The organism is Palleronia sp. (genome assembly GCF_042089775.1).
Lineage (GTDB): Bacteria > Pseudomonadota > Alphaproteobacteria > Rhodobacterales > Rhodobacteraceae > Palleronia.
In genome coordinates, this window is the sequence record NZ_JBELKF010000003.1 from 63,500 (window position 1) to 84,273 (window position 20,774).

The window sequence follows — 20,774 nt, forward strand, 5'->3', positions numbered from 1 at the left end:
TTAGATCGGCCGCCCCTGCAGCAGCTTGGGGTTATCGCCGGTCAGTCCCGCAGCCTCGCGGATGAAGCCGCGGCGCAGGCCGGACAGCCGCTGAACTGCCGCCAGCCCCAGGTTGCGGGCCAATCGCACGGCCGGATTGTCGTTCGAAAACAGGCGGTTTACCGCGTCCGTCGACAGCGCCAGCGTCGCCACATCGAACCGCCGCCAGCGCTCGTACCGCTCCAGCACGTCGAGCCGTCCGATATCTTCGCCCCGGCGCTTCGCGAGGGCCAGAACCTCGGCTAGCGCCGCCACGTCCTTCAGACCCGCATTCAGTCCCTGCCCGGCGATGGGGTGGACGGCGTGCGCGGCATCACCTGCCAGCGCGACGCGCGGCGCGGCGAAACGATTGGCGACCGACAGGCCCAATGGATAGGTGAATCGCGCCCCGGCCAGCGCGATATCACCCAGGAAGTCCCCGAAACGCGGGCGCAGCACGTCGAGGTAGTCGGCATCGGGCAGGGCGGTGATCGCTTTGGCCCGATCGCGCCTTTCGGTCCAGACGATCGAGGCACGGTTGTCCTTCAGCGGCAGGATCGCCAGCGGCCCCTCGGGCATGAAGAACTGGTGCGCCACGCCCCCGTGGTCGACCTCGTGCGAGATTGCGGCGACCAACGCCGACTGTCCATAGTCCCATCCCGTGCGCCGGATGCCCGCCCGCTGCGCCACGGCGGACCGCTTTCCGTCGCAGCCGATCAGGACGCGGGCGCTCAGGCTGTCGCCATTGGTCAGCGTCACGCGGACACCCGCAGGCCCGGCCTCTTGCGCCGTCACTCCGGCCTCGATCAGGGTTACGTCGGCCAGAGCGTTCAGCAGCGCGGGGCGCAGGTGGCGGTCCTCGACCATGTGGCCCATCGGGCCTTCCTCGATTTCGGCATGGTCGAAATGGAGGGTCAGGGGCGACGGCCCCTCTCCGGCGCGGCCGTCCGAGACGCGGATGTCGAGGATCGGCTGCGCATCCGCCGCGACCGCACCCCAGACGCCGATGGCGCCAAGCAGGTTGCGCGAGCCGATCGACAATGCATAGCTGCGCCCGTCGAACCATTCGGCCCCGCGGGTCTTTGCCGGAACGGGGTCGACAAGAGCCACCGAGAGGCCGGTTTGCGACAGGGCGATTGCGAGGGCCGAGCCCGCGAGGCCGCCCCCGGCGAGAATGACATCATGGTCCATACGCCGGACTATGGCGCGACGGGCGCGATTGTCCATGCGCGCCTGTGACGCGACAGGGAAAGGGACGGGGATGAGCGACTGGGCAGGGAAAAGTGCGGCCGAGCTGGGCCGCGGGATCGGCGAAGGGCGGATCGATCCCGTCGACCTGACCGAGGCCGCGCTGTCCGCGATCGACGGTCACGACCTGTCCCCCCGCATCTACGCCCGCGCCACCCCCGACCGCGCCCGGGCCGAGGCTGCTGCCGCGCGAAAACGTGCGCAGGCCGGGGTGCGCAGAGGGCTGCTCGACGGGGTGCCGATCTCGTGGAAGGACCTCTACGACACGGCCGGGATCGCGACAGAAGCCGGTAGCCGCCTGCTGAAGGGGCGCGTGCCGGCGCAGGACGCGGACGTTCTGGCGCACGCATCGGCCGAGGGGCTCGTGTGCCTTGGCAAGACCCACATGAGCGAACTCGCGTTCTCGGGTCTCGGCCTGAACCCCTCGACCGCGACGCCGCCTTGCGTGAACGACTCGGCGGCGGTTTCCGGCGGCTCGTCCTCGGGCGCGGCGGCATCGGTGGCCTTCGGGCTGGCGGCGGGGGCGATCGGGTCCGACACGGGCGGCTCGATCCGGGTGCCCGCCGCGTGGAACGATCTCGTGGGGCTCAAGGCCACCCACGGCGTGCTGCCGATGCGGGGCGTGGTGCCGCTGTGCCCGTCTTTCGACACGCTCGGGCCGATTGCCCGCACGGTCGAGGATTGCGCGCTTCTGTTGGGCGCGATGGGTGGCCCCGCGCCGGATCTCGCTGGCGAGCCGCTGGCGGGCAAGCGGTTCATGGTGCTCGAGACCGCCGCGATGGAAGGGCTCGAGGGACCGGTCGGCGCTGCGTTCGACGATGCACTCGACCGCCTGTCGCGCGCCGGTGCCCGGATCGAGCGCGGCGAGGCGCCCTCGGTCGAGCGGGCGATGCCGCTGTCGGCGACGCTCTTCGCCGCCGAGGCCTACGGCATCTGGCGCGATGTGATCGAAGCCAAGCCCGACCTGATGTTCGCTCAGGTGCGCGAGCGGTTCCGGGGCGGCCGCGAGTTCGGCGCAGCAGATTACGTCGCCGCCCGGACCCTGCTGGACAAGCTGCGGGCAGAGTATCTGCGCGAGACCGCCGGCTATGACGCTGTCCTGCTGCCGACCTGCCCGATCCTTCCGCCCGAGGCCGCACGGCTGGAAGCCGACAGCGACTACTATGTCGCGCGCAACCTCCTGACGCTCAGGAACACGCGCATCGGCAACCTCATGGGTCTGCCGGGGCTGAGCGTCCCAACGGGTGCGCCCTCCGTCGGGCTGCTGATCCAGACGCCGCCCCGGACCGAGGCGCGGCTGCTTCGGATTGGCCGGGCCGTCGAATCGGCGCTTGCCTAAAAGACACAGGCAAGCCCGACCGGGTGGGCGGGGGCCGGTCATTTTCTGGACCACTGGCGCCGCGGCGCGCTAGGTTGCTTTCAACGAATGGGGCGAAAGACCCCGGATTTGAGGCACATGATGCAGTATCCCAGGCGGTTCGAGGCTCTGCCCGACTACGCATTTCCGCGTCTGCGCACCCTGCTCGACCATCACGAGGCGGGCGGCCCGGTGCTGCACATGTCCATCGGCGAGCCGCGTCACGATCCGCCGGCCTTCCTTGCCGACGTGATGGTCGAGTCGATTGGCGACTTCGCCCGCTATCCCGCCAATGACGGCACGCCCACACTTCAGACCGAGATCGCCGGTTGGCTGGACCGCCGATATGGCGTGACCGTCGAAGGCGGCACGCAGGTCCTGCCCCTGAACGGCACGCGTGAGGGGCTGTTCAACGCCGCCGTCGCGCTCTGCCCCGAGGGTGCGCCGGTCGTGCTGACGCCGAACCCGTTCTATCAGGTCTATGCCGTCGCCGCGCTGGCGATGGGGGCCGATCCGATCTACGTGCCCGCCACGCGCGAGACGGGATTCCTGCCGGACTACGCCGGCCTCTCGCCCGAGGTACTGGAGCGGACGGCGATTGCCTATATCTGCTCGCCCTCGAACCCGCAGGGCGCCGTGGCGGATCGCGGTTACTGGCGCGACCTCATCGCACTGGCCGAGAAGCACGATTTCCGCATCTTCGCGGACGAGTGCTACTCCGAGGTCTATCGCGGCACCCCGCCTCCGGGCGCGATGGAAGTCGCCGCCGAGATGGGCGCCGATCCCGAGCGGGTGGTGATCTTTCACTCGCTGTCCAAGCGGTCGAACCTGCCCGGCCTGCGCTCGGGCTTTGCCGCGGGCGGGCCGAAGTCGATGGCGCGCCTCAAGCAGCTGCGTGCCTTTGCCGGTGCGCCGCTGCCCGGCCCGATCCAGGCGGTCAGCGCCCGGGCCTGGGCCGACGAGGCGCATGTCGAGGCCTCGCGCGCCCGCTATGTCACCAAGTTCGCCATTGCCGACGAGATCCTCGGCGACGTGCCGGGCTATGTCCCGCCCGAGGCCGGGTTCTTCCTTTGGCTTCCGGTCGAGGATGGCGAGGCGGCGGTCCTGAAACTGTGGCAGCAGACTGGCATTCGCGCCTTGCCGGGCGCCTATCTCAGTCGTGAGGTGCGTGGGGAGAACCCCGGCGCAGGGTTTGTGAGGGTGGCCTTGGTCGCCAGTGAAGATGAAGTGAGGCAGGGGCTGAGGAAGCTCCGCGCCTGTCTCTATGGGTAAGAGGAACAGGATGGCCTATCAGACACGCAGCCGAAGCCCGCTCTTCGACAGCGACACGCAGGAAATTCTGGAAAAACGCGGCCGCGAGCTGATCGGCCTGGCGCTGTTAGGTGCCGGGGTGGTGCTGGCGCTGATGTTGGGCAGCTACGTGCCCGACGACCCCTCGTGGCTCGCCGCAACCTCGGAACCCGCGCAGAACGTCTTTGGCCGCATGGGCGCTTCGATCGCCTCGCCCATGATCATCATCGCGGGCCTTGGCGCTTGGGGCATCCCGGCCGCTCTGTTCGTCTGGGGCGGACGGTTCCTGATCCATACCGGCGCCTATCGCGCCCTGTCGCGCGCCGTCTTCGTGCCGATCGGCATTGCGCTGGTGTCGGTCTACCTGGCAACCCATGCGCCGGGGCCTGACTGGGGGCAGAGCTTTGGCCTCGGCGGCATGTTCGGCGACATGGCGCTGGGCGCGCTTCTGGGCCTCGTGGGCGTGCAGGGTGCATTCGGGCTGAAGATGACCGCGCTTCTGGTGATGGTTGCGACTTGGCTGATGGGGGCCTTCGTGCTCGGCTTCACCCGGACCGAACTTTCCGGCATCGGTCGCTGGCTCGTCCGTAGCACAGTCGTCAGCTATGCCAGCCTCGTCGCTCTTCTGGGGTTTGGTCAGCGGGGGCTGGCGCAGGGCGTGACGGCCGGGGCCCGCGCGGCTGCGGAGCGGACGCGTGCGGTGCGCGAGGCGCGGGCCGAACGGCGCGTGACCGAGGTCGAGGACGACGAGGATGACGTGTTCGACGCTGCCCCTGTTGCGGCGCCGATGCCGCGAGTCCTTCGTGCGCCCGCCCCGATCGAGCACGATTGGCCCGAGTTCGGCGATGACCGGGACGAGGATGACGGCTTCCGCCCCTTCGATGACGACCACGACGCCGAGCCTGCGGAGGCGCCCGGCTTCCTGACCCGCCTTGGCGGCAGGCTTGGCCTGAAGACGACGGACGCGCCCGAATTCCTCCCCGAGGTCGAGATGCCGGAGCCCGATGCCGGCGACGACCGCATCGCGGGCAAGATCACGGACGCGATCCGCAGCCGCGCGCGGTCCCGCACGGGGCTGGGTCACCGCCGGGTCGAGCCCAGCATCAAAGGTCGCAAGCACCCCCGCGGACCCCAGCCGCTGCTGTTCAAGCCGGCGCCCGAAGCCCCGGTCGAGATGCCGCCCGAACCCGACGCCTACGTGGCCGAGGCGGACATGGAGCAGCCGCACCACGATCTGCACCACGCGCCCGAGCCGGAGGACTACGACGAGGCTGCCTACGTGCCCCCCTGCGATATTGAGGAGGACGAAGCCGAGGAGCAGAGCTTCCCTGCCTCCGAACTGCCAGAGCCCGGCACCGTGCCCGTCACCCCGATGGCCCCGCGTTTTGCCCCTAGGGTCGAGCGTGAGGCCCCGAAGGCCAAGGTGCAGCACGTCCAGAACAAGCCGTTCCGCCCGTCCAAGCGCGCCGAGGCCGAGGCGCAGCCCGGCCTGTCCTTCGACGAACGCGAGGCCGCCTACGAGCATCCGCCCCTGCACCTTCTGACCGACCCCAAGACGGTCGAACGCCACGTGCTGTCCGACGAGGCGCTGGAAGAGAACGCCCGGATGCTGGAAACGGTGCTCGACGATTACGGTGTGAAGGGCGAGATCGTCAGCGTCCGTCCCGGCCCCGTCGTCACGATGTACGAACTCGAACCCGCGCCGGGTCTGAAGGCCAGCCGTGTCATCGGCCTGGCCGACGACATCGCCCGGTCGATGTCGGCCCTGTCGGCGCGGGTGTCGACGGTGCCCGGCCGGTCGGTCATCGGCATTGAACTGCCCAACGAGAATCGCGAGATCTGCGTCCTGCGCGAGATCCTGTCGTCGCGCGAGTTCGACAACGCCAAGCACCAGCTTCCGCTCGCGCTCGGCAAGGATATCGGTGGCGATCCGATCGTCGCGAACCTTGCCAAGATGCCCCACCTGCTGATCGCGGGCACCACCGGTTCGGGCAAATCCGTGGCGATCAACACGATGATCCTGTCGCTGCTCTACCGGCTGACGCCGGAAGAGTGCCGGATGATCATGATCGACCCGAAGATGCTGGAACTGTCGGTCTATGACGGCATTCCGCACCTGCTGTCGCCCGTGGTCACGGACCCCAAGAAGGCCGTCGTCGCCCTGAAATGGGTCGTGGCCGAGATGGAGGACCGCTACCGCAAGATGTCCAAGATGGGCGTCCGCAACATCGAGGGCTACAACGCCCGCGTCCGCGACGCGCTGAAGAAGGGCGAACTGTTCGAGCGCACGGTGCAGACCGGCTTCGACGACGAGACCGGTGAGCCGGTGTTCGAGACCGAAGAGATCCAGCCCGAGATCCTGCCCTTCATCGTCGTGGTCGTTGACGAGATGGCCGACCTGATGATGGTCGCCGGCAAGGAAATCGAAGCCTGTATCCAGCGTCTCGCGCAGATGGCACGAGCCAGCGGCATCCACCTCATCATGGCGACGCAGCGCCCGTCGGTGGACGTCATCACCGGCACGATCAAGGCGAACTTCCCCACGCGGATCTCGTTCAGCGTGACCTCGAAAATCGACAGCCGGACCATTCTGGGCGAGCAGGGGGCCGAGCAGCTTCTGGGCATGGGCGACATGCTTTACATGGCGGGCGGGTCCAAGATCACCCGCGTCCACGGGCCCTTCTGCTCGGACGAGGAAGTCGAGGAAATCGTCAACTACCTCAAGAGCTTCGGTCCACCCGACTACAAGTCCGGCGTGGTCGAGGGGCCCGACGAGGACAAGGAAAGCGACATTGACGCGGTCCTCGGCCTTGCCGGCGGGGGCGGATCGGGCCGGGAGGGCGACGACGCGCTCTACGACCAGGCGGTCGCGATCGTCGCGAAGGATCGCAAGTGCTCGACCAGCTATATCCAGCGCAAGCTGGGTATCGGCTACAACAAGGCCGCGCGCCTCGTTGAGCAGATGGAGGATCAGAACGTGGTCTCCAGCGCGAACCATGTGGGCAAGCGCGAGGTCCTCGTCCCCGAGGTGAACTGACCGCAGAACAAAAAACGCCCGGCGCGGGGGAGGACCCGCGCCGGGCGTTTGGCCGTTCAACCTCTGGATCAGGCGTTCGACGGCTCGGGCATGTTCGCGGCGATGAACCACGCGTCCTTGTCGATCTGGCGCGAAACCTCGGTGAACAGGTCTTCGGTGTCGTCGTCGCCGATCTCGCCCGCCTCGTCGATGGCGGCGCGGATCTTGGCGCCCACGTCCAGGAACCGCTCGCGCAGCGCCTCGAGATGGACCTGAAGGTCCCGCTCGTTCAGCGGGTAGGGCTTCATGGTCGTCTTCTCGGCGACCACCTCGGCCGTGCCGTCGGCGAACCCGCCAAGGATCACGGCGCGCTCGGCGATCAGGTCCGAGCTTTCGCGCAGGCGGTCCGCCACTTCGTCGAGCAGCTCGTGCACGCCGATGAAGCCGGGGCCGCGCAGGTTCCAGTGCGCCTGCTTCGTCGCCAGCGCCAGCGAGATCACGTCGCTGAGACGGGCGTTCAGCACGTCGACGACCTTGAAGCGTGTGTTGTCGTTCAGGCCTTGGACAAATGCTTCGGGCATGGTGCCTCCTTCATCGAAATGAAAACGGTGGGGCGCAACACGCCCCTTTCCCAGTCAAAGCGGCAGGTGTCGGGGCGGTTCCCCGCGATGACGACGCACGGTTATGGGATGACGATGGCGTCCTGCGGCAGGTTGCCTATATCGAATGCGAACCCAAGACCCGGAGTCCCACATGCTCACCCGCAGAACATTCGTCGCCGCATCGGCCGCCACCGCCGGTCTGGCTGTCGCAAGACCGGCCCTGGCCGCGCCGATCCCGCTGTCGCGCCTGTCGCAGTACCTCAACAGCCTGACGACCGCGCAGGCCAAGTTCACGCAGATCAACAGTGACGGCTCGACCTCGACGGGGACGCTGTACCTCCACCGCCCCGGCCGGTTGCGGTTCGATTACGATCCCCCGGTCGAGGATCTGGTCATGGCCGGTGGCGGCTCGGTCGCGGTGTTCGACGGCCGGTCGAACAGCGTGAACCCCGAGACCTATCCGCTGAGCCAGACGCCGCTGTCGATCATCCTCGGCCAGAACGTGAATCTCGGCCAGGCGGGGATGCTTCAGGGCCACCGCCAGGAGGGCAACAAGACCATCGTCACGGTTCAGGACCCGCAGCGGCCGCAATACGGCGCGCTGGAGCTGGTGTTCACCGACAACCCGATGACGCTGCGCCAGTGGGTGGTGATCGACGGACAGGGCAACCGCACGACGACCGCCCTGTCGGGGCTCCAGCCCGTCGGCAACCTGCCCGCCACCTACTTCTCGATCCCGACCGAGATCAGCAAGCGCGGCGGCTAAAGCTTGCGGCAGGCGCGGAGCTGGTTCTCGTAGAGGATCGCCCGCGTCTGCACCTTGTCCGACACGGTCAGAAGCCACGGCTTGGCGTTGTAGCTGCCGCGCGCATAGCCCGACCGCCCCTCGTGATAGGCAAGGTACTGGTTCTTGGCGTCGCGCTTCGACACGCCAAGGCCGGTCTGTGTCTGGTGCATGTACCAGCCCATGAAATCGGTGGCGTCGTTGATATTATCGCGCTTCGCGCGGGGGCGGCTTTGCTTCTGCTTGTATTCGGCCCAGGTACCGTCCAGCGCCTGGCTGTAGCCGTAGGCCGAACTTTGCCGACCCATCGGGATCACCCCCAACGTGTAGCGCAGGGGGGTACGGGCATTGCCGATGAACTTCGATTCCTGGTGGATCGTGGCCATCTGCACGGCCACTGGGACGCCCCACTTGCGTTCGGTCCGGCGCATGGCGCGCAGGTAATGGGGCCGCTCGTTGAGAATGTCGCATGCATTCTCAAGATTTCGGGGGGCTGTGCCCTCGGTGCTGCCGCAGGACGCGACGAACAGCAGAAGGATCAGCGCACGGACGTGTCTGCTCATGAAACCTGCTCGATTGATCGTTTTTTTTGGCGTGTTTTGTCCCACTCTAACCGAAGTGCCGTCACACGCAAACGGGACTAGATGACCCAGGCGAGGATCAGCGGCAGATATACGACAGAGCCCAGTGTCGAGACCACGACGAGGCTTGCCACCGCGTCCGCATCCGCCCCGTATTTCGTGGCCAGCAGGTAGGACGTCACCGCCACCGGCGTCGCGACCTGAAGGACCAGCACCGCGAAGGCTACGTCCCCGAGCCCGAAGGCCCGGCCGATCAGCACGGCGACCGCGACGCAGGCGGCCGCCTTCAGGACCGACAGCAGCGCGGGGCGGGCAAAGCTCTGCGGCGTAAGGCGGGCGATCGCCACGCCGAGGGTGATCAGCATCAGCGGAATGGCGAGCTGGCCGACAAGGCTCAGCGCATTGGTCAGGAAGGTCGGCGTCTCCCACCCTTGCCAGAGGAACAGCGCGCCCAGAAGGGTCGCGCCGACCATCGGCTCGCGCACGACCCGCAGCAGCGATCCGCCGCCCGACACGATCCAGACGCCGACCGTGAAGGAGTAGACCGCCATCACCGCGAAGACGACGACAGCATAGCCAAGCCCCTCTTCCCCGAAGGCGAACAGCGCCAGCGGCAGGCCGAGATTGCCGGTGTTCCCGAAGACCAGCGGGGCGAGGTAGGTGCGCAGGTCCAGCCTCAGCACCAGCGCGATCCCCAACATCACCGCCGTCACCGCCGCATAGGCCGCCACGGCGGCCAGCGACACGGCCGTCAGCGCCGCCGGATCGATCCGCGTCTGCATCAGCGAGGTGAAGATCAGGCAGGGCACCCCCAGCGTCATCGACATGCGGGTGACGAACTCGATCTCGTAGTCAAAGCCCAGGCGGACCCATGCAAAGCCGATGCCCGCCAGCAGGAAAACGGGCGCCGTGACCTCAGCCACTGTCAGGACGACGTTCACAGTGTGTTTCCTGCAATGGCAGAGGGGGGCATGGACAAGGTTCCTCGGCTTCTACATTCTGGGGGCAAGGATTGGAGAAGAGGCATGCTGAAGACGCGCGCGCGCTATCATCTCGGGCAGGTCGTCCGTCACCGCAAGCACCCGTTCAGGGGCGTGGTCTTTGACGTCGATCCGACCTTCGCGAATACCGAGGAATGGTACCAGTCCATTCCCGAGGAAGCGCGCCCCGCGCGCGACCAGCCGTTCTATCACCTGCTGGCCGAGAACGAGCAAAGCTACTACGTGGCCTACGTGTCCGAGCAGAACCTCGAGGCCGACTATTCGGGCGAGCCGGTAGGTCATCCCGACCTGCCCGAATTCTTCGGCGAGCTCGAGGACGGTAGCTACCCGGTGCACTTCCAGCTGAACTAGTCGCGCGTCTCGGCGGGAAAGCCGCGGGCGGTCCAGCCCGCGAAGCCCTCGTCCATCTCGGCGACATTCTCCATCCCCATATCCCGCAGCGTCGCCACGGCGAGCGCCGAGCGCATGGCGGCCGCGCAGAACAGGATCAGCTGCCGGTCCGTGGCGAAGACCTCGCGGTGATAGGGGCTTTCGGGATCGACCCAGAATTCCAGCATCCCGCGCGGGGCGTGGATCGCGCCGGGGATGCGCCCCGCGCGGTCCAGCTCGCGCACGTCGCGGATATCCACCAGCAGCGCCTCGCCGCGCTCGGCCCGCGCCTTGGCCTCTTCGGGCGGCAAGGTCTCGATCCGGGCCTTGGCTCGTTCGACCAGGGTTTGGGCCGGGGTGATCGGCATGGACGTCTCCTCCTAGTAACCCAGGGCGCACCCGTCCTTGCGCGGGTCCGATCCGCCTTCGAGCACACCATCCTCGCGCATCAGGATCGCCTGCGCCCCGCCAAGCGCCGTCTCCGGCACCTCGACCCGGTGCCCGCGCGCCGCAAGGTCCTGGCGCACGCTTTCGCCGTAGCCCCGCTCGACATTCAGGATGCCCTGGTCGGAAAAGCTGCGCGGCGCGTCGATGGCGGCCTGCGGAGTCATCCCGTAATCGGCGACATTCGTCAGGAACCGCGCGTGGCCGTTGGGCTGATAGGCGCCGCCCATCACGCCGAAGGGCATGGCAAGGCGGCTCTTGTGGCGGATCATGCCCGGGATGATCGTGTGCATCGGCCGCTTGCCCGGCGCTGCCTCGTTTGCGTGCCCGCGCTCGAGGCTGAAGCCCGCGCCGCGGTTCTGGAACAGGATGCCGAACTTGTCCGAGGCGATCCCCGAGCCGAACCCGTGGAAGATGGAGTAGATCAGCGACACCGCCATGCGGTCGCGATCGACCACGGTGATGTAGATCGTGTCCTTGTGGACCGCTCCGCTCGCCGCGCGGGCGTCGGGCATGGCGCGGTCGGGATCGATCAGGTCGGCCAGCGCCTTCGCCGTGTCCATCGACAGCATGTGGTCCAGCTTCGTGACATGCTCCGGATCGGCGAGGAAGCGGTTGCGGGCATCGTAGGCCAGCTTCGCGGCCTCGGCTTCGAGGTGGGCGCGCTCGGCCCCGAACGGGTCCAGCGACGACAGGTCGAACTGCCCGAGGATATGCGCCAGCAGGATCGCCGTCGCACCCTGGCCGTTGGGCGGATGCTCGACCAGCTCGAACTCGCCATAGCTGCCGGTCAGGGGGGTGCCGTAACTCGCTTCGACCGCCGCGAAATCGTCGAGCGTGTGGCTGCCCCCGGCAGCACGGAGGCTGTTGACCATGTCCTCGGCCACTTCGCCCTCGTAGAACCCCGCGCGCCCGTCCATCGCGATGCGGCGCAGCACCTCGGCCTGTTGCGGGGCGCGGAACATCGTGCCGGGCTTGGGGGCGGCGTCGCCGGCCAGGTAGAACTCGCGCGCCTTTCCGGTAAGGGTCTTCGCGTCGTTCGCCCAGTCGAAGGCCACGCGGTCGGCAACGGGAATGCCGGCCTCGGCATAGTGGATCGCGGGCGCGAGCGCGGTGGCAAGCCCCGCGCGACCGTGGTCGGCCGAAAGGCGGCAGAAGGCGTCGATCGCGCCCGGCACCGTCACCGCATGGGCGTGCCCCAGCGGCATGGCGGCATGGCCGTCGCCCCGGATCGCCTCGGCATCCAGCGCGGCGGGCGCACGGCCCGATCCGTTCAGGGCAAGGACCTCTCCGTCCGGTTTCGCGATCAGGGCGAAACAGTCGCCACCGATCCCGGTCATCTGCGGCTCGGCGATCCCGAGCAGCACCGCGCCGGCAATGGCCGCGTCCACGGCATTCCCGCCTGCCTCGAGGATCTGGATCGCCACCTTGGCGGCCAATGGGTGCGACGTGGCGCACATCCCGTTCTCGGCATAGACGGGCGAACGCCCCGGCAGGTGAAAGTCGCGCATCGTGAATCCTCCCTCGCGGCGCCACGCTATGCGCAGGACGCGCGGAAGGGAAGGCGGCCTCAGCGCCCCGTGTCGTGCAGCCGGAACGCAATGCTGAGGTTGTTGCGCCCCCTTTCGCGGACGTAGCTGACCTCGTCCGTCATGGCGCGGATGATGCACCAGCCGAAACCGCCCTCGGGCATCCCGGCCGGGTTGGGCGGAGCGGGATCGGGGGCGACCTCGCCGGGCATCGGCCGCCCCGCATCGATGATCTGCGCGCGGATGGCGCTGGCCTCGCAGATCAGGCGAATCTCGATCAGGCCGTTGAGGTTGTCGGCATAAGCGTGCTCGACCACGTTGTTGAGAATTTCGGCCATGACCTGTTGCGCGGTCTGGAGGTCGGCTTCGCTGATCCCGAAGTCGCGCAGGCCCTCGGTCATGATGTGCAGCGCTTCGCGCGTGGCTGCACCGCAGCCCCGGTAGAGGACGCGCAGCTCTTGGCAGCCGTCCTCGCGCACGACCTCTTCGCATCGGATCTGCGGGAACGTTTCAGCCGACATGATGCGTGTCGACGAGCCCCCTGCCGGGAACCGCAGAGTGGATGGTGAAGACGCGATCCATATGTGTCAGCGCGAAAACCTTGCCCACCATCGGGTTCAGATTGGCAAGCTCGAAACGGCGGTCGGGGCCAAGCAGCTTCATCGCGGCGACCACCGCGCCAAGGCCCGACGAGTCGAGGAACGTCACCCGGCTGAGGTCCAGGATCACCCGTTCCGGCGCACCGGGGGCGAGGTCGCGGATCGCGTCCTTGAACCGCACGGTTGCCGCCGCGTCGAGCCTGGGGTCGAGCGGCCGGACCACGAGCATCCCTTCGATGACGCAGGTTTCGATGTTCATCCGGTCCCGACTTCTGCAGCTCCGCACGTGGTCAATCCTGCACGAGTCATGCTAACGGAGCCTTAAAGTGAAACGGTTCCGAGGCCCCCGATGCTGGACTACGACGCACTTGCCGCCCGCGTGGCGAGCTTGACCGAGGGAGAGGACGACCAGGTGGCGCTGATGGCCACGCTGGCCTGCGAGGTCCATCACACCGACGACCGTTTCGACTGGACGGGCTTCTACCGCGTCGTCGCGCCGGGCCTGTTGAAGATCGGTCCCTACCAAGGCGGGCACGGCTGCCTCGTCATCCCGTTCGACCGGGGCGTCTGCGGCGCTGCGGCCCGCACCGGCGAGGTGCAGCTTGTTCCCGATGTCGACGCCTTTCCCGGCCACATCGCCTGCGCCTCTTCGACCCGCAGCGAGCTGGTCCTGCCCGTGCGCAACGCGGCGGGCGAGGTCATCGCCGTGTTCGACATCGACAGCGACCGCCCCGATGCCTTCACCGAAACGGATGCCGAGGCGCTGGCCGGGATCCTGGATGCCACCTTTGCCCGCACCTGACTACGACCCGCCCACCGACCCGCTGGACCTGCTGCACGTCGACGATGACCTGCTGGCAGTGGTCAAGCCCGACAGGCTGCTGTCGGTGCCGGGGAAGGGGCCGGCGCTGGCGGATTGCCTGATAGCGCGCCTTCAGGCAGCGTATCCCGACGTCCTTCTCGTCCACCGGCTCGACCGGGACACGTCGGGCGTGATGATCTTTGCGAGAAACGCCAAAGCACAGCGGCATCTTGGCCTGCAGTTCGAAAAGCGGCACACGAAAAAGCGCTATGTCGCCCGCGTCGCCGGGCGGATGGAAGGTGACGGCGGACGGGTGGACCTGCCGCTGATCGTCGACTGGCCCAACCGCCCCCGCCAGCGCATCGACCACGACCAAGGCCGCGCGGCCCAGACTGACTGGCAGGTCATCGACCGGACCGAGGACGAGACGCGCGTAGCGCTGACGCCGATCACCGGCCGCTCGCATCAGCTGCGGGTGCATATGCTGAGCCTCGGCCACCCGATCCTGGGCGACACCCTCTACGCCGAAGGTGCCGCGCAGGCGCATCCGCGGATGATGCTGCACGCTGAACTGCTGGAGCTGCGGCACCCGACCGGCGGGCGCTGGATGCGGTTCCAGGCGCCGGCGCCGTTCTAGCTCGCGGCGCTGCGCCTCATCGGCGAGGACTCCGACACCGCCGGACGCTCGGATGGCTTGGGCGCGCGCAGGCGGTTCTTGGTCCAGGCGGCGGCCCAGCACAGGGCCGTGGCGGCGGGGGGCAGGACCCAGGGCAGCCAGGGAGTCGCGGGCTCCACATCCATCAGGATCTGACCGACCAGCATCAGGACCGTGCCGAAGGCAAAGACCAGAAGCCCCTGTTGACCCATCGTCCGCAGGGGTGTCACGGCCGGGTGCGCGGCAAGCGTGCGGATGGCGGGAAGGCAGGACAGCACATAGGCCAGTGCCAGGACGTGGACGAGGCGTGGCAGGCCAAGCCATGTCTTCGTGTGGGCCACGATGTGCCCCGGCGCCCCAAGCGCGCCTAGCTGCGCCATCTTGTGGTTCATGTAGGTCCCCAGCTCGGGCACGTGCCGCCACGCGAAGATGAAGACGACCAGCCCCAGGGCCGCAGCAAAGAGGGGGCGGCTCTGCGGTACAAGGCGCTCGCCCTTGCGGTGGCGGATGCCGATCAGGAGGCCGATGGTGAAGATCAGCTGCCACGACGTCGGCGAAAAGAACCACCCGCCGCCGCCGGGGTGGTTCGGGATGTTGAGCCGCCACAGACCGCTGACATGCCACAGGACCGCCGAGGCGGCCAAAGTCGCCAGCGGCCACCGCAGACCCGCGGCGACGATGGCGGGGGCGGCGATCATCAGGACGATATACGTCGGCAGGATGTTCACGTAGCCGATCTGGTAGCCCAGCGTCGGAATCCCGGCCAGCGCCTCGCCCGTCTCGCTGTAGATCCGGGCGAGGTTGTGCATTTCGCGGAACCGCGGCTCCAGGAAGACGTCGGCGGCCCAGGCGAAGAGGCCGATCGCGATGACGGTCAGCAGGATCTGCACCAGGTACAGCGTCCAGGCGCGCGCCCACATGGGCGAGATTGCCGCCCAGATGCCGCCGTCGCCGCGCAGCCAGCGTTCGACCGCGGGAGAATAGGCGATGCCGGCGGCGATGCCGGACATGAGGAAGAACGCCTCGGCCGCGTCGGAAAAACCCCATTCGCGGACCGTCAGCCACTCCCACGGGTTGCCCGGCATGTGGGTGACGATGATCATCACCAGCGCGAGACCCCGGAAGGCGTCGATGCGCGGGTCCCGACGCGAGACGCGCGCTGCGGTGCCCGGAAGGGGCACGACCTTGTTCTCAGGCAACGTGTGCCTCCTTGTCGGCGGGGAGCGCGGCCGCCCGGGGGGCCGGTTCCGCGCCGAGTGCGGCCCGATAGGCCGCGATGACGGGCGAGGGGGCGACCTCGTCCGGAACGGTGAACACGCCACCCGGAGCGGCCCGCGACGTCGTGGCAATCAGCAGCGGCGCGGCGATCATCGGCAGGGTCACGGGCAGCAGCCAGAACAGCAGGTCCCGCCCCAGCCATGCCACGGTGCAAAGCGCGGCGAGGCCGGTCAGGCTGATCCACCCGGCGGCGGTGCGTCCCTCGGCAAAGCTCAGCCGGCCTTCGCCGCGCATGGTGGCGGGCCAGCCGCCATCCTTGCCCGACAGCACCTCGATCACCGCACGGCTCTGGTACATCAGCATGATCGGCGCGATCAGCGAGGACAGCAGCGTCTCGGCCAGGACCGAGAGCACCGCGCGGGCCGATCCGCCGAAGCCGCGCGTGCGGCCAGACCCGATCGCCGCGGCGAGGATGCCGAACTTGGGCAGCAGCAGAAGCCCCCCGATGCCGATCGCCAGCGCCACGATCTCGCGCATGTGGCGGTCGGGGAAGACGGGAAAGAGCTGGTGCGGTTCCGGGAAATAGTTAGGCGGCGGCGCCGCGACGAGCGCGGCCATCGACGACAGCAGGAAGCCCGCCCAGAACAGCGGCACGATGTAGGACGCGATGCCCTGCACGAAGACAAAGCGGCTCCACGCGGTCAGGCCGGGTGCGCCGACGATGCGCATGTGTTGCAGGTTGCCCTGGCACCAGCGGCGGTCGCGGCGGGCATAGGCCACGAGGTTGTCCGGCCCTTCCTCGAACGAGCCGGGGATGGTCGGGTCCATGTCGACGCGCCAGCCGTTGCGGGCCAGCAGCGCGGCCTCGACGTAGTCGTGGCTGAGGATCGTGCCGCCGAAGGGCGGCGGGCCTGACAGCTCGGGCAGCGCGCAGGAAGAGGCCAGCGCCTTCACGCGAACGATGGCGTTGTGGCCCCAGAACGGCCCGGTCGGCCCCTGCATCCGTTGCAGTCCGCGCGCGAAAACCGGGGAGTAGAAGCCGGCCGCGAACTGCATGGCGCGGCCGAACCACGAGGTCGCGCCGATGATCTTGGGCAGGGTCTGCAGAAGTCCGGCGTCGGGCGCCGCCTGCATCCGCGCGATCAGGTGGCCGATCGTCTCGCCCTCCATCAGGCTGTCGGCGTCCAGGATCACGGCAAACTCGTAGGCGCCGCCCGAGGTGCGGATGAAATCCTCGATATTGCCGGCCTTGCGGGCCCAGTTGTCGGTCCGGTTGCGGTAGTAGACGCGCAGACGGTCGGGCCGCTGGACGCAAAGCGGCGCAAACGCCTGCCGCTCGCGGATCAGCGCCTCGCCGTCGCGGGTGTCGGACAGCACCGCGAAATCCACGCGCACGCCGGCGACCCGGCACGACCCCTCCATCGCGGTCAGGCGAGCGGCGGCGGCACGGGCGTCTTCGTTGCAGATCGGCAGGAGGACAACGGTGGGGGCGGTGGGGCGCGGAAGATTGCCGGTGACGTGCGCCCGCTTGGGAACGAGGCCCACCAGCGACTGCGCGGCCCCCCACGCCAGCCAGAGCGTCGTGAAGAAGATCAACACCACGCAGGCAAGATTCCACGTGCCCAGCCCGGTCGCGAAGGCGGCTTCGGCCATCAGCGCCGTGGCCGCCACGCCCGACAGCAAGGTGAAGCCGAGCGCCGCCGCGCGCCACGCCGTGGTGCGACGGTCGGCGCACAGCCGAGCGTGATCACGCATTGCGCGCGATCAACAGGCGGAAAAGGGCACTCAGCATCCCTTCGCGCCGATCCCTTTCAAGGACCTGGCGGGGCATGGCGAGGGGCGCGTAGGGCGGAGCCGTGTCGATACGATCCGGTTCGGTGGGGATGTTCAGATCTTCGTCCATTGGTACAACCAAGTTTCGCTCAAGCGGCGATCGTCCTGCGCAAGATGTGCCTTGATCTCGGCCACGGCACCCGCGTCCGCCTCGACCTCGAGGACAAGGCGCCAGATGCGGTGCTCGTCCAGGAACTCGAGAACGTCCTCCGCGATTACGCCGTTGACCGCGGAGATCTCGGCTGAAACCGGGCGGTCTTCTTCCGGTTCCCCGATATCGGACCCATCGAAATCGATGACGAATTTCTGCCGATCGGCAAGCGGATCGACGCCCGCCGCGCCGCCGTATCCGGCCAATGTGCGCAAGATCCGGGCAGGTTTGGTCTCGGGTTCGAGAGGGGCGGCACCCCAGTGCAGGCGATAGGCGAAGGACCGCGCGTCGCCGCCAGCGACTTCTTCCTCGGGCACCCAGAAGGCCACGATGTTGTCGTTGCTTTCCAGTTCGGTCGGGATCTCGATCAGCCGGATCGACCCGCTGCCCCAGTCGCCCAGCGGCTCGACCATCAGCGAGGGGCGCCGCTCGTAGCGGGCTTCGGCATCGAGATAGTCGTCGAACGCGCGGTGGCGCTGGACCAGCCCGAAGGCGGTCGGGTTCGACACGCCGATATACGAGTTGCCCAGTGTCTCGGGGTTGCGCAGCGGGCGGAAAAGCTCCTGCCCTTCCATGCGCACCACCAGCGCCTCGCTGTCGTGGACGCGGTGGCGATAGTCGTTGAAGTCGCTGCGGTCGTTCGGCGCGAAGAGGAACATCGAGGTCAGCGGCGCGACGCCCAGCTGCGCAACCGCCTCGCGGAAGAACAGGTGCTGGTCCACGTCGATGGTCGTCGTCTCGCCCGGTGTCACGGCAAAGCGGAAGGCCCCCGCAACCGACGGGCTTTCCAGCGCGGCATAGAACACGACGTGATCGCTGCCGGGGTCCGGACGCTCGATCCAGAACTCCGAGAACAGCGGGAATTCTTCCTCGCGCCCGATCGCGGTGTTCACCGCCAGCCCACGCGCGCTGAGGCCATAGACGTTGCCCTTCCCGAGGGCGCGGAAATAGCTCGCGCCCAGGAACGAGACGACCTCGTCGAAGCGCTCGGGGTCGTTCAGCGGGGCGTTCAGGCGAAAGCCCGAGACGCCGGGAAGAACGGCGTCGGCGGGGAAATGATCGCCCGAGTCGCCGTGGTAGATGTAGTCGTCGCGTTCGAACAGCATCGGGCGTGCCTGACCGTCGACGACCTCGTTCAGGCGCACGACGTAATTGAACAGCCAGCCGGGGTGGTAGGCGTGCAGGACCGCGCGCGCCTCCGGTCCGGCCCAACGGGCGCGGTCGGGATCGAACTGGATCTTGCGGTAGTCATCGTAATCGAGCTCGGCCAGCGGGCCTTCCAGCGGGGCGGGCGGCACGTAGGGCTCGGTCGCGGCCTTGCGCATCCGCTCGATCAGGCCTTCGTAGCTGAACGGCGCACCCGCAAGGATGGCCGCATCCTCCGCCCACGCCCCACGGGTGAGGCCAAGCGCTGCAAGGCTGGCGGCGCTGCAGAGCAGCATCCGCCGGGTCGGGCCCTTTGCGGGCGTCAGAGCGGTCGAATCGGTCTTCATGGCGGGGGAACTCGGGGTCGTTTTTCGCCACGAAATAGCGAAGTTCTCCGCGCGCACCAGCGGGATCGGTGGAATGTTGCCGCATTGCGGAATGAACCGGGCGGAAATGTGATCAGCAGCGGTGTCTCAGCACAGGAAATCGGCCACGCAGTCGATCTCGGTCTGCTGGATCTCGTGCCCGCCGGGATGCCAGGCGAGGGTGCAATCCGCCATCTGTGCCGTGAACCAGTCGGCCAGCCCCTGCGTCAGTTCGGCCGGGCAGATCGGGTCCTGCCGCCCGCCGGTCACGAGGATGCGCTTGGCCGCCAGCCCCGGCTCGGGCGCGGGGACCCAAGGGATCAGCGGGTGCATGAGCACGAGCGTGTCGAACAGCCGGGGATAGCGGATCGCCGTGGCCGCAAGGATGTTGGCGCCGTTGGAATAGCCGATGCCGGTGACATGGCTGACGCCGGTGCGGGTGATCTCGCCCCGCACGAAAAGGCCCATCTTCTCGACCCGCTGGGCCAGGTCGTCCATGTCGTAGACGCCCTCGGCCTTGCGGCGGAAGAAACGGGGCGCGTCCCCCTCGTGCACGTCGCCCTGGGGCGAGACGACATGCGCCTTGGGCAGCAGGGTCCGGGCAAGACCGTGAAGCTGGTCCGCGGTCGCCCCCGTGCCGTGGAACGTGAAGACCAGGTGATCCGCGGTCCCCACGCTTCTAATCGCGTCGTAGCCCATGCCGGCCTCCTCCCGTTTCCGCTGCGTGACCTAGCGCCTCAATCCAGCGGGACGAGCGTCCGCTCGAGCTGCGTGCGCAGGTGCTCGTGTTGGCGGGGCAGCTTCAGGGCCTGCCCGAGGGTCTCGGGGCTCTCGTCGCTGGCAAAGCCGGGCTCGTCGGTCGCTACCTCGAACAGGATGCCGCCGGGGGTGCGGAAGTAGATCGCCCAGAAGTAGTCCCGGTCGATCTGCGGCGTCACGGCGAAGCCCTGCTCGGTCAGGGCCTTCTGGACCGCAAGCTGCGCCGTGCGGTCATCGACCGAGAACGCGATGTGGTGCACCGACCCGGCGCTTTGCTGCGCCGCGGGCGCGTCGGAACGCTCGATCAGGTCGATCACGTTGGCGGTGCCGCCGGGCCGCGTGAAGCGGATCACCTCGCCCTCGCGGGCGGTCTCCTCATAGCCCATGAAGCGCAGCAGCTCTGCCATCGGCGCCGCATCGCGCACCAGGGGTGCGGAGGAATGGAAGCCGCGGATCGCGTGGTCGGCGTCGATCGCTCCCGTGAAGGGCGCGCGGGTGTCGCCGCTTTCCACCAGCGCGAAGGCGTCACCGTCAGGCGCGGCGATGCGCACGACCGGCGCCCCGAAGGGATCGGTCGCGATCTCGGTGCCCAGGCGGTCGGCCCAGAAGGGGGCGGCGCCCTCGGGGATGGCAAGGCGCGTCTCGGCGACCTCACCCGCGCCGCGGCGGCCGCGCCCGGCGTTGGGGAAGGGGAAGTAGGTCATCGCGGTGCCGGGCCGCCCCATCTCGTCCCCGTAATAGAGGTGATAGACGTCCGGGGCATCGAAATTGACCGTCTTCTTCACCCGGCGCAGGCCGAGCGTATCTGTCCAGAAGCGATCGATGGCCCGCGCGTCCGAGCCGATGGTGGTAACGTGGTGCAACCCGTTGATCTGGTCGAGCATGGCTGAATCCTCCTCGTGCTGAGCAACAGATAGGGCAGATTGCCTGCGCACCCTATTACACAAAATGGCGGAACTTGGTGCACTGGCGCGCAGAAACAGACGGTCCAAGCCTGCCCCTCGGGA

General features: G+C 68.2%; 21 protein-coding genes. 7 read left to right on the forward strand and 14 right to left on the reverse strand.

Features of this window, described 5'->3' with window-relative positions; translation table 11 throughout:
- The gene (locus ACFDS3_RS01840; RefSeq protein WP_375260633.1) at positions 1-1,245 is read right to left on the reverse strand and encodes a UbiH/UbiF/VisC/COQ6 family ubiquinone biosynthesis hydroxylase; all 1,245 of its coding nucleotides are present in this window, start codon (positions 1,243-1,245) and stop codon (positions 1-3) included.
- 34 nt (positions 1,246-1,279) lie between these two features.
- Here ACFDS3_RS01840 and ACFDS3_RS01845 point away from each other — a divergent pair, with 34 nt between their 5' ends.
- From ACFDS3_RS01845 to ACFDS3_RS01855, 3 genes are all read left to right on the forward strand, one after another.
- Positions 1,280-2,605, forward strand: coding sequence for an amidase (locus tag ACFDS3_RS01845; protein ID WP_375260634.1), 1,326 nt, complete (start codon positions 1,280-1,282; stop codon positions 2,603-2,605).
- A gap of 120 nt (positions 2,606-2,725) precedes the next feature.
- Positions 2,726-3,895, forward strand: coding sequence for an aminotransferase class I/II-fold pyridoxal phosphate-dependent enzyme (locus ACFDS3_RS01850; protein ID WP_375260685.1), 1,170 nt, complete (start codon positions 2,726-2,728; stop codon positions 3,893-3,895).
- A 10-nt stretch (positions 3,896-3,905) separates the two neighbouring features.
- A complete protein-coding gene (locus tag ACFDS3_RS01855; protein ID WP_375260635.1) occupies positions 3,906-6,950 on the forward strand; it encodes a DNA translocase FtsK 4TM domain-containing protein in 3,045 nt (1,014 codons plus the stop codon).
- Positions 6,951-7,018: 68 nt separating this feature from the next.
- Here the strand turns inward: ACFDS3_RS01855 and dps are convergent, their stop codons facing one another.
- Positions 7,019-7,510: a DNA starvation/stationary phase protection protein Dps gene (dps, locus tag ACFDS3_RS01860; RefSeq protein WP_375260636.1), complete on the reverse strand. Its 492-nt coding sequence runs from the start codon at positions 7,508-7,510 to the stop codon at positions 7,019-7,021.
- A 172-nt stretch (positions 7,511-7,682) separates the two neighbouring features.
- On the opposite strand from dps, the gene ACFDS3_RS01865 reads away from it, so the two are divergent.
- Complete coding sequence (locus ACFDS3_RS01865; RefSeq protein WP_375260637.1) at positions 7,683-8,297, forward strand: outer membrane lipoprotein carrier protein LolA; 615 nt, start codon at positions 7,683-7,685, stop codon at positions 8,295-8,297.
- Here the strand turns inward: ACFDS3_RS01865 and ACFDS3_RS01870 are convergent.
- Positions 8,294-8,878, reverse strand: a complete 585-nt coding sequence (locus tag ACFDS3_RS01870) for a lytic transglycosylase (protein ID WP_375260638.1) — start codon at positions 8,876-8,878, stop codon at positions 8,294-8,296. The two genes, ACFDS3_RS01865 and ACFDS3_RS01870, sit on opposite strands and share 4 nt — an antisense overlap.
- 77 nt (positions 8,879-8,955) lie before the next feature.
- On the reverse strand, positions 8,956-9,837 hold the full coding sequence (locus ACFDS3_RS01875; protein ID WP_375260639.1) for an AEC family transporter: 882 nt from the start codon (positions 9,835-9,837) through the stop codon (positions 8,956-8,958).
- An 84-nt stretch (positions 9,838-9,921) separates the two neighbouring features.
- Between ACFDS3_RS01875 and hspQ the strand changes: the two genes are divergently transcribed.
- Positions 9,922-10,248 carry a heat shock protein HspQ gene (gene hspQ, locus ACFDS3_RS01880; RefSeq protein ID WP_375260640.1) on the forward strand — a complete coding sequence of 109 codons (327 nt, stop codon included), beginning with the start codon at positions 9,922-9,924 and terminating at the stop codon, positions 10,246-10,248.
- Here hspQ and ACFDS3_RS01885 read toward each other — a convergent pair.
- The 4 genes from ACFDS3_RS01885 to ACFDS3_RS01900 are packed head-to-tail and all read right to left on the reverse strand — an operon-like array spanning position 10,245 to position 13,097.
- Positions 10,245-10,634, reverse strand: coding sequence for a rhodanese-like domain-containing protein (locus ACFDS3_RS01885; RefSeq protein WP_375260641.1), 390 nt, complete (start codon positions 10,632-10,634; stop codon positions 10,245-10,247). The two genes, hspQ and ACFDS3_RS01885, sit on opposite strands and share 4 nt — an antisense overlap.
- Positions 10,635-10,646: 12 nt before the next feature.
- On the reverse strand, positions 10,647-12,221 hold the full coding sequence (locus ACFDS3_RS01890) for a gamma-glutamyltransferase family protein (RefSeq protein ID WP_375260642.1): 1,575 nt from the start codon (positions 12,219-12,221) through the stop codon (positions 10,647-10,649).
- Positions 12,222-12,280: 59 nt separating this feature from the next.
- A complete protein-coding gene (locus tag ACFDS3_RS01895) occupies positions 12,281-12,760 on the reverse strand; it encodes an ATP-binding protein (protein ID WP_375260643.1) in 480 nt (159 codons plus the stop codon).
- Positions 12,750-13,097: an STAS domain-containing protein gene (locus tag ACFDS3_RS01900; protein ID WP_375260644.1), complete on the reverse strand. Its 348-nt coding sequence runs from the start codon at positions 13,095-13,097 to the stop codon at positions 12,750-12,752. Before ACFDS3_RS01900 ends, ACFDS3_RS01895 begins: the two co-directional genes overlap by 11 nt.
- 90 nt (positions 13,098-13,187) lie before the next feature.
- On the opposite strand from ACFDS3_RS01900, the gene ACFDS3_RS01905 reads away from it, so the two are divergent.
- Together ACFDS3_RS01905 and ACFDS3_RS01910 are read left to right on the forward strand one after the other, a co-directional pair.
- Entirely contained in the window at positions 13,188-13,640 is a 453-nt protein-coding gene (locus tag ACFDS3_RS01905) for a GAF domain-containing protein (protein ID WP_375260645.1), read from the forward strand.
- On the forward strand, positions 13,618-14,277 hold the full coding sequence (locus tag ACFDS3_RS01910; RefSeq protein ID WP_375260646.1) for an RluA family pseudouridine synthase: 660 nt from the start codon (positions 13,618-13,620) through the stop codon (positions 14,275-14,277). Before ACFDS3_RS01905 ends, ACFDS3_RS01910 begins: the two co-directional genes overlap by 23 nt.
- On the opposite strand, the gene ACFDS3_RS01915 is transcribed toward ACFDS3_RS01910, so the two are convergent.
- The 6 genes from ACFDS3_RS01915 to ACFDS3_RS01940 form a co-directional block, all read right to left on the reverse strand.
- Positions 14,274-15,494 carry an OpgC family protein gene (locus ACFDS3_RS01915; RefSeq protein ID WP_375260647.1) on the reverse strand — a complete coding sequence of 407 codons (1,221 nt, stop codon included), beginning with the start codon at positions 15,492-15,494 and terminating at the stop codon, positions 14,274-14,276. The genes ACFDS3_RS01910 and ACFDS3_RS01915 overlap by 4 nt on opposite strands.
- Positions 15,487-17,268 (reverse strand): glucans biosynthesis glucosyltransferase MdoH, encoded by a 1,782-nt coding sequence (gene mdoH, locus ACFDS3_RS01920; protein ID WP_375260648.1) that lies wholly within the window; start codon positions 17,266-17,268, stop codon positions 15,487-15,489. Before mdoH ends, ACFDS3_RS01915 begins: the two co-directional genes overlap by 8 nt.
- Positions 17,261-17,416, reverse strand: a complete 156-nt coding sequence (locus ACFDS3_RS01925; protein WP_375260649.1) for a hypothetical protein — start codon at positions 17,414-17,416, stop codon at positions 17,261-17,263. The genes mdoH and ACFDS3_RS01925 overlap by 8 nt, the downstream gene beginning before the upstream one ends.
- Complete coding sequence (locus tag ACFDS3_RS01930) at positions 17,401-18,990, reverse strand: glucan biosynthesis protein (protein WP_375260650.1); 1,590 nt, start codon at positions 18,988-18,990, stop codon at positions 17,401-17,403. The genes ACFDS3_RS01925 and ACFDS3_RS01930 overlap by 16 nt, the downstream gene beginning before the upstream one ends.
- 126 nt (positions 18,991-19,116) lie before the next feature.
- Positions 19,117-19,707: an alpha/beta hydrolase gene (locus tag ACFDS3_RS01935; protein WP_375260651.1), complete on the reverse strand. Its 591-nt coding sequence runs from the start codon at positions 19,705-19,707 to the stop codon at positions 19,117-19,119.
- Positions 19,708-19,745: 38 nt separating this feature from the next.
- Positions 19,746-20,651: a VOC family protein gene (locus ACFDS3_RS01940; RefSeq protein ID WP_375260652.1), complete on the reverse strand. Its 906-nt coding sequence runs from the start codon at positions 20,649-20,651 to the stop codon at positions 19,746-19,748.
- Between the last annotated feature and the right edge of the window lie 123 nt (positions 20,652-20,774).